Source organism: Thermosporothrix hazakensis (assembly GCF_003253565.1).
In the GTDB taxonomy this organism is placed as follows: domain Bacteria; phylum Chloroflexota; class Ktedonobacteria; order Ktedonobacterales; family Ktedonobacteraceae; genus Thermosporothrix; species Thermosporothrix hazakensis.
In genome coordinates this window covers 53,250-75,202 of the sequence record NZ_QKUF01000023.1, presented here as the reverse complement: position 1 = coordinate 75,202, position 21,953 = coordinate 53,250, and the positions used below count along the sequence as shown (strand labels likewise).

At 54.8% G+C, this 21,953-nt stretch carries 29 protein-coding genes and 1 pseudogene; 14 read left to right on the top strand and 16 right to left on the bottom strand.

All coding sequences use genetic code 11. The features are described from left to right. Window positions 1-37 precede the first annotated feature (37 nt). Together EI42_RS23505 and EI42_RS23500 are read right to left on the bottom strand one after the other, a co-directional pair. Complete coding sequence (locus EI42_RS23505; protein WP_111325088.1) at window positions 38-973, bottom strand: NADP-dependent oxidoreductase; 936 nt, start codon at window positions 971-973, stop codon at window positions 38-40. Between the two features lie 12 nt (window positions 974-985). Further along, complete coding sequence (locus tag EI42_RS23500) at window positions 986-1,918, bottom strand: TIGR03560 family F420-dependent LLM class oxidoreductase (protein WP_111325087.1); 933 nt, start codon at window positions 1,916-1,918, stop codon at window positions 986-988. Window positions 1,919-2,340: 422 nt separating this feature from the next. Between EI42_RS23500 and EI42_RS23495 the strand changes: the two genes are divergently transcribed. The 4 genes from EI42_RS23495 (at window position 2,341) to EI42_RS23480 (ending at window position 4,860) form a co-directional block, all read left to right on the top strand. Next, window positions 2,341-2,919, top strand: coding sequence for an RraA family protein (locus tag EI42_RS23495; RefSeq protein WP_111325086.1), 579 nt, complete (start codon window positions 2,341-2,343; stop codon window positions 2,917-2,919). A 181-nt stretch (window positions 2,920-3,100) separates the two neighbouring features. Further along, window positions 3,101-3,442: an ArsR/SmtB family transcription factor gene (locus EI42_RS23490; RefSeq protein WP_111325085.1), complete on the top strand. Its 342-nt coding sequence runs from the start codon at window positions 3,101-3,103 to the stop codon at window positions 3,440-3,442. Beyond that, the gene (locus EI42_RS23485) at window positions 3,429-3,926 is read left to right on the top strand and encodes an SRPBCC family protein (RefSeq protein ID WP_111325084.1); all 498 of its coding nucleotides are present in this window, start codon (window positions 3,429-3,431) and stop codon (window positions 3,924-3,926) included. Before EI42_RS23490 ends, EI42_RS23485 begins: the two co-directional genes overlap by 14 nt. Window positions 3,927-4,053: 127 nt before the next feature. Next, entirely contained in the window at window positions 4,054-4,860 is an 807-nt protein-coding gene (locus EI42_RS23480; protein WP_111325083.1) for an alpha/beta fold hydrolase, read from the top strand. Window positions 4,861-5,003: 143 nt separating this feature from the next. Here EI42_RS23480 and EI42_RS23475 read toward each other — a convergent pair whose 3' ends face one another. Continuing rightward, window positions 5,004-5,957, bottom strand: coding sequence for a GlxA family transcriptional regulator (locus EI42_RS23475; RefSeq protein ID WP_111325082.1), 954 nt, complete (start codon window positions 5,955-5,957; stop codon window positions 5,004-5,006). 169 nt (window positions 5,958-6,126) lie between these two features. On the opposite strand from EI42_RS23475, the gene EI42_RS23470 reads away from it, so the two are divergent. From EI42_RS23470 to EI42_RS23450, 5 genes are all read left to right on the top strand, one after another. Further along, on the top strand, window positions 6,127-6,783 hold the full coding sequence (locus EI42_RS23470; protein ID WP_111325081.1) for a DJ-1/PfpI family protein: 657 nt from the start codon (window positions 6,127-6,129) through the stop codon (window positions 6,781-6,783). Window positions 6,784-6,808: 25 nt separating this feature from the next. Further along, on the top strand, window positions 6,809-7,126 hold the full coding sequence (locus tag EI42_RS23465; RefSeq protein WP_111325080.1) for a hypothetical protein: 318 nt from the start codon (window positions 6,809-6,811) through the stop codon (window positions 7,124-7,126). Beyond that, the gene (locus tag EI42_RS23460) at window positions 7,123-7,497 is read left to right on the top strand and encodes a DUF3817 domain-containing protein (protein ID WP_174843949.1); all 375 of its coding nucleotides are present in this window, start codon (window positions 7,123-7,125) and stop codon (window positions 7,495-7,497) included. The genes EI42_RS23465 and EI42_RS23460 overlap by 4 nt, the downstream gene beginning before the upstream one ends. Window positions 7,498-7,499: 2 nt before the next feature. Further along, on the top strand, window positions 7,500-7,934 hold the full coding sequence (locus EI42_RS23455) for a hypothetical protein (RefSeq protein WP_111325079.1): 435 nt from the start codon (window positions 7,500-7,502) through the stop codon (window positions 7,932-7,934). Between the two features lie 115 nt (window positions 7,935-8,049). Next, window positions 8,050-8,829 (top strand): VOC family protein, encoded by a 780-nt coding sequence (locus EI42_RS23450; RefSeq protein ID WP_111325078.1) that lies wholly within the window; start codon window positions 8,050-8,052, stop codon window positions 8,827-8,829. Between the two features lie 120 nt (window positions 8,830-8,949). Here the strand turns inward: EI42_RS23450 and EI42_RS23445 are convergent, their stop codons facing one another. After that, window positions 8,950-9,669, bottom strand: a complete 720-nt coding sequence (locus tag EI42_RS23445; protein ID WP_111325077.1) for a B3/B4 domain-containing protein — start codon at window positions 9,667-9,669, stop codon at window positions 8,950-8,952. Window positions 9,670-10,189: 520 nt separating this feature from the next. Between EI42_RS23445 and EI42_RS23440 the strand changes: the two genes are divergently transcribed. Next, window positions 10,190-10,618 (top strand): VOC family protein, encoded by a 429-nt coding sequence (locus EI42_RS23440; RefSeq protein WP_111325076.1) that lies wholly within the window; start codon window positions 10,190-10,192, stop codon window positions 10,616-10,618. 107 nt (window positions 10,619-10,725) lie between these two features. Here EI42_RS23440 and EI42_RS34730 read toward each other — a convergent pair. The 5 genes and pseudogenes from EI42_RS34730 to EI42_RS23415 form a co-directional block, all read right to left on the bottom strand. Beyond that, window positions 10,726-10,812, bottom strand: a pseudogene (locus EI42_RS34730) (SDR family oxidoreductase); the annotation flags it as partial. A gap of 122 nt (window positions 10,813-10,934) precedes the next feature. After that, on the bottom strand, window positions 10,935-11,537 hold the full coding sequence (locus EI42_RS23430; protein ID WP_111325074.1) for a hypothetical protein: 603 nt from the start codon (window positions 11,535-11,537) through the stop codon (window positions 10,935-10,937). A gap of 310 nt (window positions 11,538-11,847) precedes the next feature. After that, window positions 11,848-12,495: a GntR family transcriptional regulator gene (locus EI42_RS23425; RefSeq protein WP_170142854.1), complete on the bottom strand. Its 648-nt coding sequence runs from the start codon at window positions 12,493-12,495 to the stop codon at window positions 11,848-11,850. Window positions 12,496-12,502: 7 nt separating this feature from the next. Continuing rightward, the gene (locus EI42_RS23420) at window positions 12,503-13,027 is read right to left on the bottom strand and encodes a peptide deformylase (RefSeq protein WP_111325072.1); all 525 of its coding nucleotides are present in this window, start codon (window positions 13,025-13,027) and stop codon (window positions 12,503-12,505) included. Beyond that, window positions 13,014-14,162, bottom strand: coding sequence for a threonine synthase (locus tag EI42_RS23415; RefSeq protein ID WP_111325071.1), 1,149 nt, complete (start codon window positions 14,160-14,162; stop codon window positions 13,014-13,016). Before EI42_RS23415 ends, EI42_RS23420 begins: the two co-directional genes overlap by 14 nt. Window positions 14,163-14,247: 85 nt before the next feature. On the opposite strand from EI42_RS23415, the gene EI42_RS23410 reads away from it, so the two are divergent. Then, complete coding sequence (locus tag EI42_RS23410; protein ID WP_111325070.1) at window positions 14,248-14,544, top strand: hypothetical protein; 297 nt, start codon at window positions 14,248-14,250, stop codon at window positions 14,542-14,544. A 63-nt stretch (window positions 14,545-14,607) separates the two neighbouring features. On the opposite strand, the gene EI42_RS32770 is transcribed toward EI42_RS23410, so the two are convergent. After that, a complete protein-coding gene (locus EI42_RS32770; protein WP_170142853.1) occupies window positions 14,608-14,748 on the bottom strand; it encodes a hypothetical protein in 141 nt (46 codons plus the stop codon). A gap of 177 nt (window positions 14,749-14,925) precedes the next feature. Between EI42_RS32770 and EI42_RS23405 the strand changes: the two genes are divergently transcribed. The 3 genes from EI42_RS23405 to EI42_RS23395 all read left to right on the top strand — a co-directional run bounded on the left by EI42_RS23405 (window position 14,926) and on the right by EI42_RS23395 (window position 17,448). Continuing rightward, the gene (locus EI42_RS23405) at window positions 14,926-15,435 is read left to right on the top strand and encodes a hypothetical protein (protein WP_111325069.1); all 510 of its coding nucleotides are present in this window, start codon (window positions 14,926-14,928) and stop codon (window positions 15,433-15,435) included. Between the two features lie 193 nt (window positions 15,436-15,628). Further along, entirely contained in the window at window positions 15,629-16,603 is a 975-nt protein-coding gene (locus tag EI42_RS23400) for an ATP-binding cassette domain-containing protein (RefSeq protein WP_111325068.1), read from the top strand. Continuing rightward, entirely contained in the window at window positions 16,600-17,448 is an 849-nt protein-coding gene (locus EI42_RS23395) for an ABC transporter permease (RefSeq protein WP_111325067.1), read from the top strand. Before EI42_RS23400 ends, EI42_RS23395 begins: the two co-directional genes overlap by 4 nt. On the opposite strand, the gene EI42_RS23390 is transcribed toward EI42_RS23395, so the two are convergent. The 6 genes from EI42_RS23390 to EI42_RS23370 form a co-directional block, all read right to left on the bottom strand. Beyond that, window positions 17,424-17,648, bottom strand: coding sequence for a hypothetical protein (locus tag EI42_RS23390; protein WP_137686309.1), 225 nt, complete (start codon window positions 17,646-17,648; stop codon window positions 17,424-17,426). The two genes, EI42_RS23395 and EI42_RS23390, sit on opposite strands and share 25 nt — an antisense overlap. 156 nt (window positions 17,649-17,804) lie before the next feature. Further along, window positions 17,805-18,035 (bottom strand): hypothetical protein, encoded by a 231-nt coding sequence (locus EI42_RS33450; RefSeq protein WP_111325065.1) that lies wholly within the window; start codon window positions 18,033-18,035, stop codon window positions 17,805-17,807. A gap of 98 nt (window positions 18,036-18,133) precedes the next feature. After that, entirely contained in the window at window positions 18,134-18,310 is a 177-nt protein-coding gene (locus EI42_RS32765) for a hypothetical protein (RefSeq protein WP_170142852.1), read from the bottom strand. Window positions 18,311-18,536: 226 nt separating this feature from the next. After that, entirely contained in the window at window positions 18,537-19,307 is a 771-nt protein-coding gene (locus EI42_RS23380; RefSeq protein ID WP_111325064.1) for a 3-hydroxybutyrate dehydrogenase, read from the bottom strand. Then, window positions 19,304-20,023: a response regulator transcription factor gene (locus EI42_RS23375; RefSeq protein WP_111325063.1), complete on the bottom strand. Its 720-nt coding sequence runs from the start codon at window positions 20,021-20,023 to the stop codon at window positions 19,304-19,306. The genes EI42_RS23380 and EI42_RS23375 overlap by 4 nt, the downstream gene beginning before the upstream one ends. Before the next feature lie 12 nt (window positions 20,024-20,035). Continuing rightward, entirely contained in the window at window positions 20,036-21,850 is a 1,815-nt protein-coding gene (locus tag EI42_RS23370) for a PAS domain-containing sensor histidine kinase (RefSeq protein ID WP_111325062.1), read from the bottom strand. Between the last annotated feature and the right edge of the window lie 103 nt (window positions 21,851-21,953).

Sequence of the window (21,953 nt, the reverse complement as noted above, 5' to 3'; positions counted from 1 at the left end):
TTAGCAATCGGTTGGCGCGGCGATATACATCGACACGCTATGGTATCTCCAAAATAATTCTGCCGCTTCCATGACCGCTCTGGCTCTCTCTCTGCGCCTGTTGCACCTCGCTGAGGGAAAATCGCTTCCCCACCACCGGCTTGAGCCGTCCTTCCTCGATCAGATGGGCAATCTGCTGTAAGAGAGCGCCCGAAGGCTGAGAATGAGCCATCACCGCCCGCACGCCATGTTCCCGGGCCAGTTCTTCGGGCGGCTGAGTCGTCACAGAGACCAGCGTTCCACCGCGTTTGAGTGCGGCAAACGAGTGAGGCAGCGTGGCCCCACCAACACCGTCGAACACCAGATCAACGTTCTGCACCACCTGTTCGGGTATGGTCGTCGTATAATCGATCACCATATCAGCACCCAGAGAGCGCACAAGGGCAAGGTTCTTTGTAGAGGCAGTGCCAATCACCTGCGCCCCCTTCCATTTTACCAGTTGCACCACGAATACCCCGACGCCGCCCGCAGCCCCGACAACCAGCACACGCTGCTCAGAAGTCAGATCACCATAGTCAAAGAGCACGCGCCACGCGGTTGTAGCCCCGACCGGAATCGTGGCGGCCTCGGTAAAGCTCAGGCGTTGCGGCTTGTGAGCAAGCACATCAGCGGACGCTATGGCATATTCTGCATAACCTCCCTGCGCAACCTGCCCGAAAACCTCCTGACCAACCTTGAAGTCGGTGACCCCGGGACCAACCGCCGCAACGACTCCCGCAACCTCAATACCCGGCGTATAAGGAAAGGTCATCGGCATGAACGCCTGTAGCACTCCCTGACGAATCTTCCAGTCAATCGGGTTCACGCCGGCCGCATGAACGCGCACCAGCACCTCACCTTCGTGTGGCTGCGGACGCTCTACCTGCTCAAGCCTGAGCTGTTCCGGCCCTCCGTAGTTCGAGACACGAACCGCCTGCATCGTGTGTCCACCCATGCTCATACCCTCCTACCCGATGAACTCGCGGGCGAAACGACGAATCCCATCCAGATCCTGCAACACAGGAAACCGAAGCGTCAATTCTTGAACGCCCGCCTGTTCTAACGCAGCGATCTGCTTGCGAATGGTATCGGGACTCCCGGTCAGCCCACCACCGAACGCTTTTGCCGCTTCCGGTACCTTCGCCTGAGCCTGCTCGTCGGTATCGGCAATGACACACACCGCAACCGCCGCCCGTCGAATACTTGCATAATCCCGCCCGATCTCCTCGCAATACTGTTTCAACAGCTCGAACTTATGCGCAAGGGTCGCCGCATCACCAAAGACATGCCAGGCGTCTCCGTAGCGTGCAACCAGCTTGAGCGTCTTCTTCTCTCCATTGCCACCAATCAGCAAGGGGATATGGGGGCGCTGTACGCCCTTTGGCTGATTGATCGCGCCATGTACCTGATAGTAGGTTCCCTCAAAGGTCGCTTCCTCCTGTGTCCACAGAGCAAGCAAGATCTGAATCGCCTCCTCTAGCTGGCGAGCACGCACGGCGGCGCTTTCAGGGTAATCGAAGCCATACGCACGGAATTGAGACGCGAGCGGCGGAAAACCAGAGCCGATCCCCACTGTCAGACGACCGTGACTCATGACGTCAATGGTACTCGCCATTTTTGCAAGTAGGGCAGGGTTGCGCAATCCGCTATTCGTGACCATTTGCCCGAGTCGAATGCGACTGGTATCCCGAGCAAGGGCTGCCATTGTGGTCCAACACTCAAAAAGGAAGTTCTCACGATCAGACCAGAGGACGTCGGAGAGCCAGAGCGACTCAAATCCGACCTCTTCAGCGATGACCGCAACCTCTGTCATTTTCTCGTACGCCTCTATTGGATCACTGATTCCCGCGAACTCCATCATGGTGCCCTGTGGCAGTGCTATACCAAATTTCATTGTCATTGAACGGATCACCCCTTCTCATGCTATTTCCCGCGGCTAACTTGCGAGAGCATCCATGGGACAAGTATAGCAAGCAGTGAGGCTACTTCTCATCGTCCATTTGGCGAGGTGTTCCACTGCCCAAAAGGCCAGAGCCATTCAAAGGCGGGGGTTTTCTCTCTGTATAACATACCAGGCCGTTCTGTCCTGCTCACGAAATCCGAAAGGCACGAAGCAAAGAGGGCTGTTCTGGCGCTCTCCGGGAGACAAGAAGCTGACCCCACCTACACACCCTGAATCCATCCGTAATGACAAGGACACCATGCACCTGTTCCCTCCCTTTATTGCCACATAATTCAGTCAGCACGCGGAGGGCTCATTGTATTCCATTCTCAGTAGCGATATACTCAAAACAGAGAAGTGAAGAAGAGGAGAAATGCTTGATGAAACAATTTCCAGAGTGGCTGAGCGCGACCCTTGCATCTGATGCCAGCGAAGGGAAGGGCGTTCTCCCGGAGAACATCCTTCCTCTGCAAGCGAACTCACTGGTTGTGGGTCCGGCTCATGTGCTGCTGATAAATCGAGACGATAATCTATCGGTTCACAAGGCGTTAGAGCAGCCCCCTGCGCCCGGGACGGTCCTTGTCGTGGCCGGGGGTAGCACATCACGTACCGCAACGTTGGGTGGCTTGATGGCACTGAGAATGCAGAAGCACGGCATCGCTGGCCTTGTCACTGATGGGTTGGTCCGCGACTCGCGAGAAATCCGTGAAATGGGCTTTGCAGTCTGGTGTCGGGGCGTCACGCCGATTGCACCGAAGAAAACCGGACCGGCTATCGATTGCACAGCGGTCTCGATTGGCGGCATCACTATCCGAAATGGCGATCTGGTTATCGCTGATGATGATGGCGTGGTCATCTGGCCACAGGAGCAGATAAAGACGCTTCTGGTCAAGGCGGAAGCACGCCTGAAATATGATAATGAGCGCCTGGCACGTATCCAGAACAGCGAAAGAAGATAACAGAGCGTCTATCCTTTTCCCTGCTCCCCACACAGCAAAGAGCCGAGCAAGGCGAACAATCCTCCCCCTTGCTCGGTAACCAGCACATGAATATCCCTCCCGGCTACACCTATCGAAACTGTATCAAAATGCCGCTTTATAAAATCTTGACTTAATTAAGTACAGGCCGTATAATAAAGACATGGACATCTTCGTTGCACTGGCTGACCCAACAAGAAGAACGATTCTGGAACTTCTTGCTCGTCGTGGCGAATTACCGGCCACAACGATTTATGAGCAGTTTTCCACGAGTCCACAGGCGATCTCACAGCATCTCAAGGTCCTGCGTGAGACTCGATTGGTACAGATGGAAAAACACGCTCAGAGGCATGTATACCGCCTTAACCCGGAAGCACTGACAGAGTTTGAACAATGGGTTCAGCGCACAAAAAGGCAATGGAGTGAGCGGTTTGATGCGCTTGACCGTTTGCTCGAAAAAGAGAAAGCGCAAATGAAGGAGAAAAGCCACCATGACAACCCATGAAACCCGTGTTATTGCGGAACCAGGGAAACAGGAGTTCTTTATTGAACGCACATTTGATGCTCCACGAGAACTCGTTTTTCGCGCCTTCACCGATCCTGAACTGTATGTCCAATGGCTCAGTCCAATGGAATACAGCATGACTCTTGAGACCTTTGAACCGAGAGATAATGGAGCATGGCGCTACACCCACACCGACACGAATGGGGAAATCTATGGTTTTCATGGCGTCTATCATATGGTCCACGCTCCCGAGCTGATCATTAATACTTTTGAATTTGAAGGGATCCCGGAAAAGGGACACGTGTGCCTGGAAACAGTACGCTTTGAAGAGCTGCCCGGAGAGAAAACACGGCTCACTTCTCAGAGCGTTTTCCAGTCAGTCACAGACCGTGACCTTATGCTCAGCCAGGGCATGGAAGGAGGGGTTCACTCAGCCTATGAGAAGCTGGCGGCTCTTCTGGAAAAGCTGGTGAAGGGTAAATAGGATTCCTCTACCAGTGTGGCTATACTGTCAGTGCAAAACTACTATTCTGACAGTGCGGCCACCTTCATTTGTGTGCTCCTCCAGATCACAGATTCGTTCTCTACAATGCGTTGAAAGGATACCCTTGATGAAGACAGTCCAATCAGCAGATGGCACAACGATTGCATTCGACCAATCAGGAAGAGGGCCGGCCCTTCTTCTTGTGGGTGGAGCATTCGAGCAAAGAGCAATGGACTCAGAAACCTCGCGACTGGCAGTTCATCCTCTGCTCACACAGCACTTCACCGTATTCCATTATGATCGTCGAGGGCGAGGGGACAGCACAGATACATTTCCCTATGCAGTCGAGCGCGAGATTGAAGACATTGACACCCTCATCGCTGAAGCAGGAGGTTCCGCATTTGTCTTCGGTATCTCTTCGGGGGCTGCCCTTGCGTTGGAAGCAGCCGTCTCGTCTGATAAGACGATCAAAAAGCTGGCTCTATACGAGCCCCCATATAACTCTGATGAAGCCGCCCGAATGGCGTGGAGGAACTACAGGAAGCAATTGCAGCATGTGCTTGCAGAAGGACGCCGAGGCGATGCTGTGGAACTCTTTATGACATTACTGGGCATGCCCCCTGAGATGCTCGAAGGCATGCATCAGCATCCGTTATGGCCGATGTGGGAAGCAGTGGCTCCTACGCTGGCATATGATGCAGCAGCATTAGGAGAGGATGCCTCACTTCCCCTTGAGAAGGCAGCCCGCATCACTATTCCAACGCTTGTGCTGGATGGCGGGGCAAGCGAGTTCTCATTCATGCACGCCACTGCGGTCACCCTGGCCCGCGCTATCCCCAAAGGACAGCACCAAACCCTGGAACATCAAACCCATGAAGTTGACGTTGAAGCGCTTGCCCCCATTCTGGTGGAATTCTTCAACGCAGACCAATAGCAGACTCTTCCTGGCACAGAGTGATTGCCATCCCATCTACACATGATGCGACAGACTTCGCAGCAAGTCCGTCATCGAGGGGTCAAACGCGGGCTGAAGGCTCGCAGCGACACAAGCAGAAGGGGCCAGAATGATGTGATCGGTCAGCGGAGTGCTGCCGTCCCTCGGAAAGCGTGACGGTACGCCTGGGGACTAATACCAACAAGCCGCTTGAACTGATCGCGAAAATGAGTTGCAGACCCGAATCCAACCTGACAGCCAATCCATTCAATCGGGTGGTCAGTCGTTTCCAGCAAGGTTTGTGCTCGATAGACACGCGCGCGCTTCAGCCATTGCAACGGCGTTGTGCCTGTCTGCTCGCGGAAACGGCGGCTGAGGGTTCGGGTACTCATCATCGCCTGAGCCGCTATATCTTCTAGCTTGAGATCAAGATGGCAATGCGCTTCCATCCAGCGTAACACCGGTTCGAGCGTTATTCCATCTGGCGCAGGGGGTTCATATACAATAAACTGTGCTTGCCCTCCGTCGCGTTCTAACGGCATCACTGATACTCGGGCGGCATCAGCAGCGACCGCGGCCCCATAATCCAGCCGAATCATATGCAGGCACAGATCAAATCCGGCAGCAGCTCCAGCAGAAGTCAGAAATTGTCCATTATCGACGAAGAGCACATTAGGATCAACCTTTATCCGGGGATAGCGTCTTGCCAGCGCATCTGCTGCCGCCCAATGGGTCGTAGCCCGTAGTCCGTCCAACAGCCCCGTCTCCGCCAGAAGAAACGCGCCCGCACAGATAGACGCGATCCGGGCTCCTCGGGCTGCCGCATTATGTAATGCAAGCATCACCTCATCAGGCAGGGGAGAAATCGGAACCGCCAGACCAGGCAGAATAATCGTATCGGCCTCGGCCAGCAAATCTAATCCTCGCGGCACACGCAGCATAAATGTTCCAGCATCAACCTCGGCTGAAGGTGCACAGATACACACCTCATATGCGGGCTGTCCATCTGGCAAACGCGTTCGTCCGAACACCTCAAGCGGCATGGACAGATCAAATGCGATCACTCCATCCAGAGCAAGAATAGCGATTGTATGCATGCCTCCACTATATCATCTGCTCGTGCTATCTGACAACATCCGGAAAATACCCGTTCTTTTTGGCTTGATTCCGGCGGTTTCTGTCTATCTCGCCACTGTTCAGTCTGAAGAGCAGGCTCTATAGTAGAGATGATGAAGATTGACACAGCGAGATGAAAGGATTTCTCCTATGCTACACGCCCAAATCGTGCTGTTTGACGGCTTTGATCCCCTTGACGTGATCGGACCCTATGAAACGCTCTGGGCAGGAGGAAAGGCCGCCCTTGATGCGCTCTCTGTAGAACTGGTTTCAGCGGAAGGACCACGTGAGGTCGTCAGCGGATCAGGAGGCCTTGTTCTGCATGCAACAGCCATGCTTGATCCCGAAAAAGCCGATATCATCATTGTGCCAGGGGCAGCAGGACCGCTCAAAGAGCCCGAGGATGGGAGTCAGGTTGATACCATTCCCGTTCTACTCGCTCGCGCGGTAGCAACGAACCTTCCCACACTGATCAAGCAAGCGCTCGATAGATCCGGAGTTATCGTTGCGACAGTCTGTGGCGGCTCACTGGCACTGGCAATGGCCGGATTGCTTGAAGGTCGTCCCGCAGTAACCCACCATCAGGGCATGCGTGCCCTGGAGGCAAGCGGAGCAATCCCGATACAGGCACGCGTCGTTGATGATGGTAATCTGGTGACCGCAGGCGGCGTCACATCTGGTCTCGACCTCGGCTGCTATCTGCTTGAACGCGTGCTCGGGCCACACATCGCGCATGAGGTAGAAACGCTTTTCGAGTTTGAGCGACGTGGCACAGTCTGGCGCAAAGAGGGAGTAGCCTCACTGTAACGCCGCATGGAATGAGAGGAAAAATATGGCACAGATAGACACCTGGCACATCAGCATTCCCACCTCCCTCGGTGTACAAGCTGGCGTTCCGGAACTCACCGAAAAGGAAGGTCTTGTTGAAGGGATCGCGCAGGACAAGGGAGAAAGCGTACCTTTGATAGACCAGCTCCTTGAGAGCAACCGGCTTACATGGAAGCAGTCAAACACAAAGCCGATGCGTCTACATCGCGTGTTCGATGTGGCCAGAGACACCCATGTCGGAACAGCAAAAGCAGGGAAACGACCTGCTTCAGCCGTTCCCGGAACTCGACCTTCCACGAAGAAAGAGAGCCAGCAGCGATGAACGCAATCCAGCACCCTGACCGCATCGCTCGTCGCATGCACATTGTGCGCCTGGCAGCATTGGCAGATCTTGTACTCCTGATCGCGCTTGTTACAGCAGCGCTCACGGGGCAGCGCGAGATAGTCCATATTCTGGGCCCGCTGCATGGTATCAATTACCTTCTCTTGCTTGCCATCGTGAGCGTAGGGGCACTTGATGGTCTCTGGAAATGGTGGTTTCCGCTGGCTGTTTTACTTACAGCCGGCCCACCGGGCGCATTCGTCGGTGAATGGCTCATTCATCGATCCATTCGAGAGCGGAGCGTACAGAAGAGCGATACACCTTCTATCTTACAGGAAGAGCACCACAATGATTGGAAGGAGCAAGGGTAGGCATGTTCTTTTCCTGGTTGATACGTTATGGGCACGTTGCAGCGGCTACACTCTGGGTAGGCGGCTATGCGCTGCTGGCCTTTGTTATCATCCCGCTCATCGGCAAAGGAGCAAGCGAAGTACTCACACGATTGGCAGTCACAACCCTTCGGGTTCTTACCTATACAGGAACCCTCACAATGGGCTTCGGACTTATTCTCATCACAAGAACCCGTGGCTTCCCGCATCTCTTCGGAAGCGCATGGGGAAGCCTCATTATTACAGGGTTTGTGATCGCGCTGATGCTGCTCGGTCTTGGTGATGGGGCACTACGTCCAGCCATTCTGGCAATCCCCGGAACAGGAGACAACACCCGGGCTCGACGATTTGCTATCATCGGATTTGTTCTCGTTGTGCTGGCAGTCGGTGTCATGACAGCCGCGCCGCTCGTTGTATAAGCCCGCTATCAAACGAGATGAGCAGCGCCTTGATTACCATTTCTGCTCCCATCAAAAAGAAGAGAAAAGAGACTCCTTATGCAGGAGAATCTCTATTTCTACAGGGAGGCAAGATATGCCACGTTTTCTACGTTTTGAGGGCGGTCATATAGGCGTACACAATATGGGGGAAGCAGTTGACTGGTACTGCCGTCATTTCGGCATGCGTGTTTTATGGAGCAGTGAGAAAGAGGGACAAACTCTGCTTGCGTTTGGCGACAGGAACGCCATTCCTCTGGTACAGGTTCGAGGCGGAACACAGATCAATGTCTGGGGTGGGGAGATTGAAGGCGCACGGGAAGCCAATGTCCGTCTCTGTCTCGCAACCCTCAACCTCGCCGCGACACGTGAGAAGCTACAACAGGCAGGCATCCGGGTCACAGAGATCACGACAGGCCCGGACCGGCTCCCCTGCTTCGATCTCTATGATCTGGAAGGCATCCGCCTGACAGTCACTGCGAGTGAGACGCAGGAGGAAAGCACATCATTATTCTGCGGCTACGGCCTGCCACGCTTCGGAGTCCGCAACCTGCAAGCAGCGATCGAGTGGTACACGAACTATTTCAATATGGGGGTTCTCAAGTCTTCCCCGGATGACGGCAGGGCACTTATGGGTATCGACAAAGGTGAGTTCTGGATAGAAGAGCTGCCCGCCGAGGCCTTCCACGGAAAAACACCGCTGCTCGCTCGGCCCTACTTCTTCACCGAAGATATCGAAGAAGCACATCAGTTCTGTCGTGAGCAGGGCCTCGATCCCTCTCCGTTGTATGGCTTCACTGAAGGCCTTCGCCTCTTCTCCTTCTATGATCCCGACGGGAACCAGCTCAATATCTGGAGCTACCCGCCTGAGGCATAACCGGCACATGGGGAAAGAGAGGGCTATCCTCCTCTCTTTCCTGCAGATCTATCATATGGGCTGACAAGGCCCGTTTTCCACAGCACAACGTCAAGAACCTGAGATCCGCTGAGCAAGGATTTATGCCTTGAGCAATTCAGTGGAGACAGTACAACCAGGGAACCAGCGATGCAAATAGGACTTTAACTCATCGCCGGCAGCCAGCAGCGTCTCTGTCGGATACGGGGCGAGGCGATCCAGCACAAAATACACGTTCTGGGTTTCTTCCGTCAAGCGAGTACGGCGGCATTGTCGCCAGTTCCAGCGTCGGCAGGTCACCCCGGTACTGTCAACCCAAATCACCTCTCCCGGGTCTGGATAGGCGACCTCTTCATGTCCTGCCTGCATGGTCTGAAACGGCTCATCGCCGCGGGCATAGGTCAAATGGAGATCACTCGTCAGCTTACTCCAATCCTCTCCCCCAATCGGCAACACATACTTCAGACTCAGCATATTGTACAGGTCAACCAGCCCATTGATGAGGGGAAGGTCATCACCTTTTACAGTTCGCATAAGCAAGGCTTCCACCGAACTCGGATACTTCTTCGGCTTCGCTCCGAAGCGGCGATAGGCATCACGCCAGGCCGCGATATGCGGATGCTCAAGCACCGTGCTCGGTGTCAGGATAGAGCGACACTGCTGTTCAGCGGCACGCAGAAGCGCCTCGCTCTCCGGAGTCGAAGGGAAATTCTGGATTCCCTCCACATACACAATAAGCGCCTGATACTCAGGGAACTGTTCAAAAATCTGCTTATCAACAACAAGATGATAATGCACAACAACCTCCATTCGACGACTCATCAAATCCGAACATGGCTCTTAGCATATCGAAATCAGATCAAAGCTACAAGAGCCATTTGTCCCCCAAACAGGCAGACCAATAAGCGAGAAGCCTCAATACCCTCTATCGCGGACAAGTCAGCGAATGTATGCTTCACCAACCTTGTGAGCGCAAAGGATCGAGCTGATTGGAAGCGAGCATGCAGTGCTTGAGCCCCTGTTTGTATAGTTTGCACAGGAAACTGAACCGGGCCGACGGTAGCAATCCATGCACTCCGCTGGACGTGACCGTTCACGATGTGTTTGGAGCTCCCCATTCACGAGGGCGATGAATCACACAATACTTGAAGGGACATGAAAGGCTCCTCCTCCGGATGAGAGTTTTTCTTGCCGCTTCACCCTCTCCCGAAGGAGCCTTGCTGTTTTGCGATCTGTCTCCCCTGGTATGGACAGAATCTTTGAGAAAGGGACCGTTCCTGTCCGCAATTTATAGTATCCTGAAAACAACGAAGTGAGAAGAGCCACGAAAGGAATAGTATTCATGAGCAACGGTACACGTTTACGGGGTTTTGCGACTGTCAATTTCTATGCCGCCGATCTGGAAGCAGCCAAACAATGGTATACGAGGTTTCTAGACACTGAGCCATACTTTCACGTGCCCGGCTATATCGAATTTCGTCTCGGGGACTATCAGCATGAGTTCGGCATCATTGATAGCCGTTATGCCCCTCCCGGCGCAACGCAGGGCCCGGCAGGCGCAATCATCTACTGGCACGTTGACGATATCAAGGCGACGCTGGCAAAACTCCTCGATATGGGAGCAACCCTTTATCAGGATATCACCACACGAGGAGAAGGCTTTATCACCGCTTCCGTGGTCGATCCCTTTGGCAACATTCTCGGCATTATGCAGAACGCCCACTATGTGCAGGTGCTCAACGAGCGCAAAGCACAAGAGCATCAGCAATAAGAGCCAGGACGCGAGTTCATCCTTCCCGATAGAAGGACAGCCCGCTCTCCCGGCTCTGAAAGGGCAAGCACCAACGCAATGAACGCGTCACAGCTTGCCCTTGTTTCTCATCCATTGACGATGGTACCGCCGTTCACATGGAGTACCTGCCCGGTCATATAGGAAGCGTCATCCGAGGCAAGGTACACAAAAGAACGATCTCGCTCACTGAACGCCGGGCAGAGCACAGGACCTTTCTCGCAATGCCTCTCTTTACGGTGGCCCACCTGTCTCGGGATTTTCGCTTGAGGTTTCTCCTGCCCCGTCCTTCCCTCCCTCACCCGTTCTTGATCGTCAGCGTGTCAAGCATCGGCAAAAAGACCTGCTTTTGATACTGCTCAAAGGCGCTCTGTGCGGAGCCGCAGGCAGCCAGAAAAACACGCTGATCGGGAAGCTTCGTCACCAGCATTACCGCTTTGAGCGTGACATCACTCCCATTCAATGCCTGCGTTGTTGCCGTATAGCTTCGCTGTTGCCACTCTCTGCCCGCAATCGTAACCGTTGTTGCCGTCGGGACCTGCTGAAAATCCTTCAGTTGCGTTTTGAGATCGAGGAGCTGCTTTTCAATGAACTGCTGTGCTGTCGCTGTAGTATCAACACTTCCGATGGTGATTGTGCTATCGGTGCGAGCATCGTACATATCTTTATCGGGAGTGGAATGGAAAGCCACCAGGCGCCTGTTCGCATTCTCTTCTTGTGACCATCCTTGCAGATATTTGACGGTGAAGTCTTTACCGGTATAGACAAGCGTCGGCTTCGGCAGCGTAGTCGTCTCAGGAGAAACGGGATCGCCGCAAGCGCTGAGAACAAGACAGCATAGCAAGCCACAGAGCAACAAAAGAATGAAGGCTTTCCGCCTTTGCGTGGTGGGTTGCATCATGGACCTCTCTATACACACCAGAAATAGCAAGCAGACTTGCAAAGGACAATAGGTATACCAGAAAGTGAGAGACACCTTCGGCATGGGCACGCCGCTTCTCAGCTCTCACTTTAAGGATTAAACAGTTTAACATTTGCTAAATTATATTCAGATTGTAATCAAAAAAGCGAGGTCGATGCAAGCGAAGAGGCTTCTGTTTCTGCCTGTTGAGCCGTCTCTACCATATATGAAAGGCTCTCCCTTCGATTTCCCAACCAAAGAGAGAGCCACAACATCACATTGAACGACGTCCATCATACGCACGCGAATACTAGAGCCAGTCAAGCCGCTGCAACAGCATGCCCATACCGGATCGCCAGTTCAGTTCCAGCACCTCAACAGCTCGTTCTAGATCCTGTTGTCGGAGCGCCTCGATGATCTCAGCGTGTTGTTGTACCGAAACAGGAATCACCTCGGTCTCACGCATAAAGGCCCATTCATAGCGGTAGGCCACCTGCTTTTGCGCGTCGATCAGCCTCAGCAGCCGCCCATTGGGACAGTGCTGTAACAGGGTTCTATGCCAGCGTGTATCCAGCTCGATCCGTCGCTGTGATGCCTCCGCCTCTTCTGCCAGTTCGACATTGAGGCGTTCCAGCTCGGCGCACTGCTCGGCATGCACCAGACCCGCGGTGCGCAGGGCGAGACACTCAAGCGTCCAGATAATCGGGTAGATTTCTCGCACCTCACGCGCCGTAAGAGGAACCACCGTAAACCCACGAGCGGGATCGGCACGCACAAACCCCTCCTGCTCAAGACGAAAGAGCGCTTCTCGCAAAGGGGTACGGCTCACTCCGAGCTCGTTTGCCAGCCAGACTTCTTTCACGCGACTCCCGGGCGCAAGCTCGCCTTTCAGCAGCCGTTCAAGTATCAGTTCACGCACCTCCTCACGCCGAGGGCGGCGCTGTCCAATCGTCTCCATATCTCCTCTAACGAGCATAAGGACTTCGCTCACGATAGCGTTTTTCAAACTCCTCACGTGTGCACATCGTCCTGATATCTGTCATTCTATCCAGAGCGAGTATACCATCCAGATGATCTATCTCGTGCTGCAAGAGTTCCGCAAGGTCGCCCTCCGCATGCACGGTGTGCCATGCACCCTGGAGATCCTGATAGCGTACATCAACCTGCTGATAACGCCAGACCTGACAGAAGATACAGAGGAAACTCAGACAAGCGTCCCAGACCACCATCTGTTCTTCACTATGCGCGATAATAGTTGGATTGATGAGCGGCCAGGGCTGTTCCAGATGCAGGAATATGACACGTAAGGGAACACCAATCTGAGGAGCAGCAATGCCGCGTCCATAGGTTGTGGTCGTCCGCCAATGTGTCAGAGTATCCTGTAAATCGGTGAGCAGCGCCGCAATCTCTGGCGCCCCGGGATCGGCAACAGGCTCCGAAACCACGCGCAGCCCCGGATCGCCCAGTTGTAGCACATTACGAATCGCCATCGTTTCTCCCTCCTGTGATAACCAGAACCGCGGTTTTCCCCTGAAGTGACTCCTGCCTTGCCAGTTGGAACAGTGCCGCCAGTGAAGCCGCAGAGGTCAGTTCAGCGACAAGTCCGGCCTCGCAGGCCAGCAGGCACCGAGCCTCTTCCATCTCGGCATCAGACACGGCAAGCATACTGCCGGAACTGGCATCCAGCTCGGCACGCAAGCGCAGGTAGTTTCGCGGCTTTTTGACATCAATCGAGGCGGCAGCAGTCGGACCACGATCTGCACCGACCTTCACTCCATGATAGCGGCTGACGACTGGTTGAACTGTTTCCGCCTGAACTCCGAGCAGGCGCGGAAGGCGATCGGCCAGCCCGAGACGCCGCAATTCACGAAAGCCCTTTCCGATCGCCCCAAGTGTACAACCATCTCCCACAGGAGCAACCACCATATCAGGAACCTGCCAGTGAAGCTGTTCGCCTATCTCCAGCGCGACGGTCTTCTTCCCCTCGACCAGAAATGGATTACAGGCACAATTGCGGCTATACCATCCCTGCTCCTGCCCTGCTGCCTCGGCCTCAGCGTATGCCTGATCGTAGTCGCCATCCGAAATATGAATGATTGCTCTGTAACGCTGCAACCAGCGCAAACGCGTTGTGGACACAGCATGCGGCACAAAGACCTGACAGGCAAGGCCAAGATGTGCACAGAAGCCCGCCAGCGAAATCGCGGCGTTGCCCGCCGAGGCACAGTACAGCGTCCTGTACCCCTGCTCCAGAGCCATCGTGACCCCGACGGCGGTCGCTCGATCTTTCAGGCAGCGGGTAGGATTGCGCGTCTCGTCTTTCAGATACAACTGCGCCAGCCCCAGACGCTGAGCCAGACGCGGCGCAGCCACAAGGGGCGTTCCCCCAGCAGGGAGCACCGGCCCCACCGCATTCACAGGCAACAGGGGCAGGAAACGGAACAAATCAGGCCGCTGCTTCTCCCTCCCCTGCTCGAAAGCGGGAGCGATCGCGTCATAGTCATAGAGAACATCCAGAATCCCGGGATCATCATCAGCCGCCCCACAGTGCGGGCAGAGGTACGCAGACGGCGTAAACGGCTGTACCCGCCCACAACGAAAACAACGAAGTCCGGTCGCAAACATGGGCTCTCCCTTTTCCGATTGTATACAATTTCTTTCTTATTGTATACAATTTTGGCACAAGAAAAACAAGTCCCCTTTACCTGAAATGACGGCTTCCTCTTTGAATGAGTTTTATAGCCGCTGTGACCCGGATAACCTCTACAAAGTGGAACGAATCGTACAGGAAGAGGTCGAGGTGATCCTGCTTCGCTGGCTCAAACAAACCGCCATAACCGATCCCGGAGTGCGGAGGGAAACGATCGCCCCCGCGATAAGTTGGGCTATCTGCGGCACCGCAATCAAGTGGTGTCTTGATAAAAAGGGGCTCTCGCACTCAGAGATGGTACAGCATATCTTGCAGGTACTCATGGAGATGGGAACATATGTGCGGAATCTGGCATAGTTTGTTAAGGGCAGGTGAACGGATTGCCCCGCTTCACCCGCTCTCGATTGTTACCGGGCCTCTTCAAGCACCTGCAGTATTCGCTTTGATGTCGCGGCCAAACCAGGCAGCATAGAGCCGCTCAAAAGGATACGGTTTGATCGCGGCCTGCATTCGGCGAATCGTCGCTGTCGACAGCGGGAGCAGCGTCGTATAGCTATGCATATCCCTCAATGATGCTCACTCTGTTCGAGCCATAGTTCCACTCTATTTTCTTCCCAGCGGCATCAATCGGAGATAGCATTCTACCACAAGTTCCCCTGAGGATACATGATATAATCTCAAATAAGGAAATGGCATCTGTGATGTATTGGCATCTCTATGGAAAGAAGGAGACAAAGCATGCACAAGGAGCTACAATCCCTTTTTGAGACGGATCAGGCAGAGCGCAAACAGCATCCTGAGTTCGGCACTCCCGCGTACAAACAGCTACGCGAAAACGACGCCAAACGACGCCAACGTGTGACCGAATTGATTGCGCAAGGAGCGCTACAGGCCCCAGAAGACTTTTATCATGCCGCGATGATCTTTCAGCATGGCGAGACGCTTGACGACATCTGGCAAGCACACGAGCTGGCGCAGAAGTCTGCGTCGCGGGGCTTTGCACGGGCCCGCTGGCTTATTGCCGCCTCGCTGGATCGCTGGCTGATGTATCAAGGGAAACCGCAAAAATACGGTACGCAATTTACCTCGAATGGCACGCGCTATCGCCTCTGGGATGTAGACCCCGCGACCACCGATGCCGAACGACAGGAGTACAACGTCCCTTCCTTGCAACAGCAGTATGAGCGGGCTGAGCGCCTGACGCGAGAAGAGAAGCAGCACCAATCGAGAAAGCGCCCCGATGGCTGAAGGAAGCGCTAAAACACAGGCAGGAAGAAGAAGCAAACAACGATTCCGATCGTTAACACACCACCGGAAGCGCCTTAGCGTGTTCTCTCCTCGGGAAGCGAAAATGCCTGCATAGAGCAAAATCGAAGAAGTTTTCTCCGCCTGGGTCGCGTATAATACAACAAGCACTCTCAATGAAATAAATCAGGAAGGAATGCTTGTGATACACACGACTCACGCTATCGAAGTACGAGACGTACGAAAGGCGTACGGGAAGACAGAGGTCTTAAAAGGTGTCGATCTACACGTCGAGCGGGGAACCGTCTTCGCGCTCCTCGGGCCAAATGGTGCGGGCAAAACAACAACCATTCGCATTCTCGCGACCCTGCTGCACGCGGATTCCGGCACCGTTGAAATATTCGGGCATGATGTGCGACGGGAGGTTGAAGCTGTACGCCGCCGCATCAGCCTCACCGGACAATTTGCCGCCGTCGACGAAGAGCTGACCGGGCGAGAAAACCTTATCCTCATTTCCCGCTTGCTTGGATATTCACGAACGGATGCCAGAGCGCGAGCCGCGGAACTGCTCTCGGTCTTCGGTCTGGATGAGGCAGCCGATCGTCTGGTCAGCAAATACTCGGGCGGGATGCGGCGTCGGCTTGATATCGCCGCCAGCCTCGTTGTCACCCCGGATCTGCTCTTTCTCGACGAGCCGACCACCGGACTTGATCCACGTAGCCGCAATCAGGTCTGGGATATCGTCAGCGCCCTTGTCTCTGCGGGCACAACCATTCTCCTCACCACCCAGTACCTCGAAGAGGCCGACCGCCTGGCAGACCGCATTGCGGTCATCGATCATGGCAAGATCATTGCCGAAGGAACCAGTGGAGAACTGAAAGCCTCTGTTGGCTCCGGGATACTGCATATCCGACTCCATAAAGCCGAGCAGCGAGCCGCAGCAGAGCAACTGCTGACCCGCGTCCTCGATGTCACGCCACATCTTGAAGCCGACGCCACCGCTCTCTCAGCGCGCGTTTCGGCCCCTGAAAGGGCAACAGAAGCCTTAACAACGCTGCTCCATGCGGGCATTGAGCTGAGTGACTTTTCGCTCGGTCAGCCCAGTCTTGATGAAGTCTTCCTGTCCCTGACAGGGCATGAGGCCACCCCAACAGAGGAGGAACCACAATGAGCATCACGCAAACAAGCCCACTGGCTCGCATCGATAACCAGAAGTTGCATGCAGCGCTCGCAAGCAGCGCTCGCCCCCGCGGTGCCAGCGCGTTGACCGCCTCGCTTCTGTTTGGCTGGCGTGCGTTGCTCAAGATCAAGCACGTGCCCATGCAGCTTTTCGATGTCACGGCCTTTCCCGCAATGCTGACGCTCATCTTCACCTACATGTTTGGTGGGGCCTTAGCAGGCTCGACAGGTGAGTATCTTCATCTCTTCCTGCCGGGCATTCTGGTCCAGACGGTCACCATGATCACTATGTACACGGGCTTTACCCTCAATACAGATATATCGAAGGGCATCTTTGATCGCTTCCGTTCTATGCCCATCTGGGGGCCGGCCACAATCGTCGGAGCGCTGCTAGGCGATGCTGTACGCTACTCTATCGCGGCGCTGATGGTCATCATTCTGGGGCTGATAATGGGATTTCGGCCAGATGGCGGTGTGCCAGGGGTCTTGCTGGCGGTCCTCCTGATCCTCACATTCTCATTCAGCTTGAGCTGGATCTGGACAGCACTCGGCCTGATCCTTCCCACCCCGAACTCGGTCATGGGTATCAGTTCTATGATCATGTTCATCTTCACATTCGGGAGCAATATCTTTGTGGACCCAAAAACCATGCCGGTCTGGTTGCAGGTGGCCGTTAACCTGAACCCGATCAGCCATCTGGTGACAGCGACGCGCGGGCTGATGCATGGCACCTCTACCGTTGATCAGATTGCCCGGGTCTTGCTGGTCTGTGCTGTGTTGATCATCCTGTTCGCGCCGCTCACCATGTACTTCTATCGCAACAAAAAGGTACGGTAAAGCAGCACAAAGCCCGAGGGACCTTCGGGCCTCCTCGGGACTTCATGCGTCCAGTAGACGATATCGCGGGCGGCGAAGAGCAACAGAAGCACTGCCATAAGCGCCGTCACAACGGAGAACAGGGAAAGCAGCAAACGAAATGGAGCCCGACGTATCTTTTTCTGAAGCGCCAGCAGGAACAGCAATGTTTCCACGCTCATAAATGGGAGAAAGCCTACGAGCGCCCCCAATACCAAACGCGATAGGGTCCCACCAATCCCATGCAGGAGTGGTCAGCAGGCGAAAACCAAAGAGACTGATAGGAAGCACCACCTGCAAACCAACAATCAGAAGCGCGATGTTCCGTCTTCCCCGCCTCACCATACTGCGGGAGAAGAGAGAGCAATCAGCGCCGGATAGGGGAAAAACAGGGCAAGGCCAAGCACGCAAGAAGCGCAGGAACCAGTAACCGCCTTCTCTCCGGTCTTTGCCACATTCTTCTGCATCCTGTCCAGAAAGAAGCGAGCGGCAAGGAAAAGAGGCACCAATACAATGAGCAGCCTCGCAAAGACGTCGAGCCAATGCCACGGTGAGGAGGCCAGCGGCATGAAAATGAACGTTGTCTGCCATGTTTCTCAGATAAAGAAGAAGGTGAACGCCCGGGAAAACGATCTCAGAAACAGGGCTATTGAAGCCAATCTGTTCTTCAATAACAGATGCCTGGATGCATGAGATGCGCCATCAGACAGCCCCCAAAGAGATTGATGAGTGTCCGCAGGCTCACGGGCTGCATTCTCAACGCCGTCAGCAATTCCCGCTCGTATTGTTCGCGCCACGCGCGGGGGTAGCAATATTTCACAATCCATGCGACAAATTTTTGCATTGCATACGCCTTTGCTGATTATCTATCCCCGGGCTGTCTCTCAATATCCCCGTCTCGAATGGAACATATTCTATCCTCTCAAGGAGGTCATACATCCTTCATACTTTGTAAGCATTCTCCCTTTCCAGTACTATCATCCCCCAAAGGGAAGAAGAAGAACGAAAACGAGCATAGTACACGTTCTCGTCCTCCCTCCCTTCTGGTCGCCACCTTCCCGGCAGCTCGCTCAATGGGCAGTCCAGCCGCAGTCAATCACCTGGGAGCTCCCGGTAATAGCCGAGGCCGCATCCGAACAGAGATAGGTCACAAGCTGCGCCACCTCTTCCGGCTCTAACAGCCGTTTGATTGCTCCCTCCGCAACCATCACTTTCTCAACAACTTCCTCCTCTGGAATATGGTGAACCGCCGCCTGACTCTTGATCTGCTTTTCCACCAGCGGCGTACGTACATAAGAAGGGCAGATCAGGTTACAGGTCACGCCATATGGGGCGGCTTCCAGCGCCGTCACACGCGTAAGCCCGAGCAGCCCGTGCTTCGCGGCAACATACGCGGACTTGAACGCCGATGCCCGCAACGAATGTACTGAACCAATGTTGATAATTCGGCCCCATTTCCGCTCATACATTGAAGGAAGCACCGCCTGAGTCAGCAAAAAAGGGGCAGTCAGCATCACCTCGATGATAGAGCGCCATTTCTCCTCAGGAAACTCGGTAATCGGCGCAACGTGCTGAAGGCCCGCATTATTCACCAGAATATCTATCTGTCCCTCGGCCTCCAGCGTCTCCTGAACGAGCCGGTCAAGCTCTTCTTTACGTGCAAGATTGGCGCGACAGAAGCGAGCGTTTGGCAATGCATCTGCCTCGCGCTGGCCCGCCTCCGCATCCAGATCACAGAGCGTCACTCGCACGCCCTGTTGCGCGAGATCACGGGCGACCGCTAAACCAATCCCGGAAGCAGCGCCAGTCACCAGCGCTACCTTTCCTTCCAGACTCTTCATTCTGCTCTTCTCCTTTCTTCATCCTGACAGGCAAGATAGTATCCAACTCCCGGTTCAGTGACGAAATAGCGCGGGTGTGAGGGGTCGGCTTCCAGTTTGCGCCGCAAGCGACCGATATACACCCGAAGATATTCATGCTCTTTACGATACTCCGGCCCCCAGACTCGCCGCAGCAGCGCCTCATGGGTAAAGAGCTTGCCCGGGTTCAGCGCCAGCGTTTGCAGCAGCCCGAACTCCGTCGGCGAGAGCTTAACCAGCGTCCCGTTGCGCCAGACGCGCTGTTGCTCGAAATCAATCTCGATCTCTTTTAAGCGGAGCCTCTTGACCGAGGGCGGCGTGTCGGCCCAGTGGTTTCGACGCAAAACGGCTCGAATCCGTGCCAGCAGCTCCCCGACGCCAAATGGCTTGGTTAAATAGTCATCGGCGCCCAGATCCAGCGCAGTGATCTTATCCGACTCCTCACCGAGGGCCGTTAAGACGATAATAGGCACGGTGCTACTCTGCCTGATGCGCCGACAGACCTCCAGGCCATCCATCACCGGCATCATGACATCCAGCACGATCAAGGCAAAGGTGTTGCGCATAAAGAGGTCAAGCGCTTCCAGCCCGTTACTGGCAAGCGAGACCTGAAACGAGCGCATTTCCAGATTCTTCTTGATGAAATCCAGGATGCCGGGCTCATCGTCAACAACGAGAATATGTTTGTCGTGTAGCACAGAGAACCTCCTTCAGTCCTCAACGTTGACCGGGCGCGGTCGCAACAGACGCGGCGGGAAATAGATATGAAAGGTCGCTCCGGGCTTTCCATCCGCACGATCCGCCGCCCAGATCGCGCCTCCATGCGCCTCCACAATCCCGCGACAGAGCGCCAGACCGAGCCCGACCCCTTTGCTGCTGCGCCGATGTCCGCTATCAATCTGATAAAAGCTCTCAAAGATTCGCTCCCTTTGCTCCAGCGGAATACCGTGCCCATCATCGATCACGCTGAGATAGAGGCCCGCCGGTCTACCGTCCTGCTCCTCTGCCTGAGCGTGGGCCCTGATCTCAACGCGCGCCTGCTCTCCTGCATAACGAAGCGCGTTTTCCAGCAGGTTATGCAGCACGACCTCGATACGCTTCTGATCGACATAAAGCCACGGAAGCCCCGGCTCAAGCTGAAGCTCAACCCGCTGATAGCGCGGATTGTCGAGCACCTCGTCAAGCAGCGCTTCCAGCGAGCCGAAAGAGGGCGAGAGCTTGAGTGTCCCGGCCTCAAGCTGCGACATGTCCAGCAGACTCGTGATAATCTCTGCCATATGATCGCCCTCGGTTACGATGCCTTGCAGGAACTCAAGCTTGAGCGCCTCATCCATTTCAACATCAGTTTCCAGCAGACTGGTCGCATAGCCTTTCATCGTGGTCAGAGGCGTGCGCAGCTCATGCGAGATAATCGCGAGCAGGTTTCGCTTGATCTGTTCGGCGTCGTTCTGCTGTGTCACATCGTGCAGAATCTTGCCCCGCCCGATGAGCTGCCCGGCGAGATCATACACATAGAACAGGCGCATCCGTAGCTGGCGGCTCCTCTGCACGAACTGCCCAACCCGATTATAGAAACCGCGCACCCGGAAATCGAACCGCTGTGGGCCGCTACGCTCTTCGGCCCGTTGCAAGGCTTCCGTGTAGCTTCGAGGATCTTCCAGCATGGCATACAACCGCTCGGTGAGCCCCGTCGTCGTACTTCCAGCAGGCAAGCCTACCAGCCGGTAAAAACTCCGATTCGCGTAGACAATCTGTCCGTCCGGGTCTTCCAGCAAAACGCTGTCCTCAAGGCTGCTCATGATCGCTTCCAGCGTATGGAGTCGTGCCTGACTCTCCTGATCACTCTGTCGGAACAGCGTATGAATCTCATCCTCCATCGTGGAAAGAGCGCTGATCAACTGCCCGATCTCATCAACACGGCCCCGCTCCTTTTCCAGCAATGGCCCATCGGTTACGCGGGTTGTCTGGTCCGGGCGAATCAGCGAGACGGCTTTTGCCAGCCGCGTCAGTGGTCCGATCACCCACCCATACGCCACGAACCAGAAACAGCTTGCGCCCACAATAAGCATGACAAGCGCGATGAAGAGGCTATTCTGAAAGCTGATGATCACCGTGTGCGCCGAAGCTGTCGGGCGCTGTACAAAGACCATCCAGGATGTTCCCGCAACCGGAGCAGAACTATATGTATCCAGATGCGGGGCGGCTTGCCCATCCACAGACGCAATCGGTCGTCCTCCTTTATCAAGCAGCCAGATCGAGATATCACCATCCTCTGCCAGCCGACGGCGCAGTACAAGCAGGCGATCCGTCATGGCCTGTGGTGAGCGTCTCGTCTTCGCGTCGGTTGCCTCGACCTCAAGCGCGACCAGTCGTGCAAGCAGGCGATCCGTTTGGAGCGCGTCTTTTTCCAGAGTATCGCGCAGGAAGAAATAAATCTCAATGCCGCCCAGGAGCAACGGAAGAACAAACAGGCTGTAGAAAATCAGGAGTTGGAGATTAATGCGTCGTTCCAGAATGTGCAACATGCTATCCTCATTCTCAAGCGAATCGTGCTATCTGCATGCTTTTAGAATATCGTTTATAATAGCATCTATTGTACCTTATTTATTGCCAGTTCTCCGCAAAAAG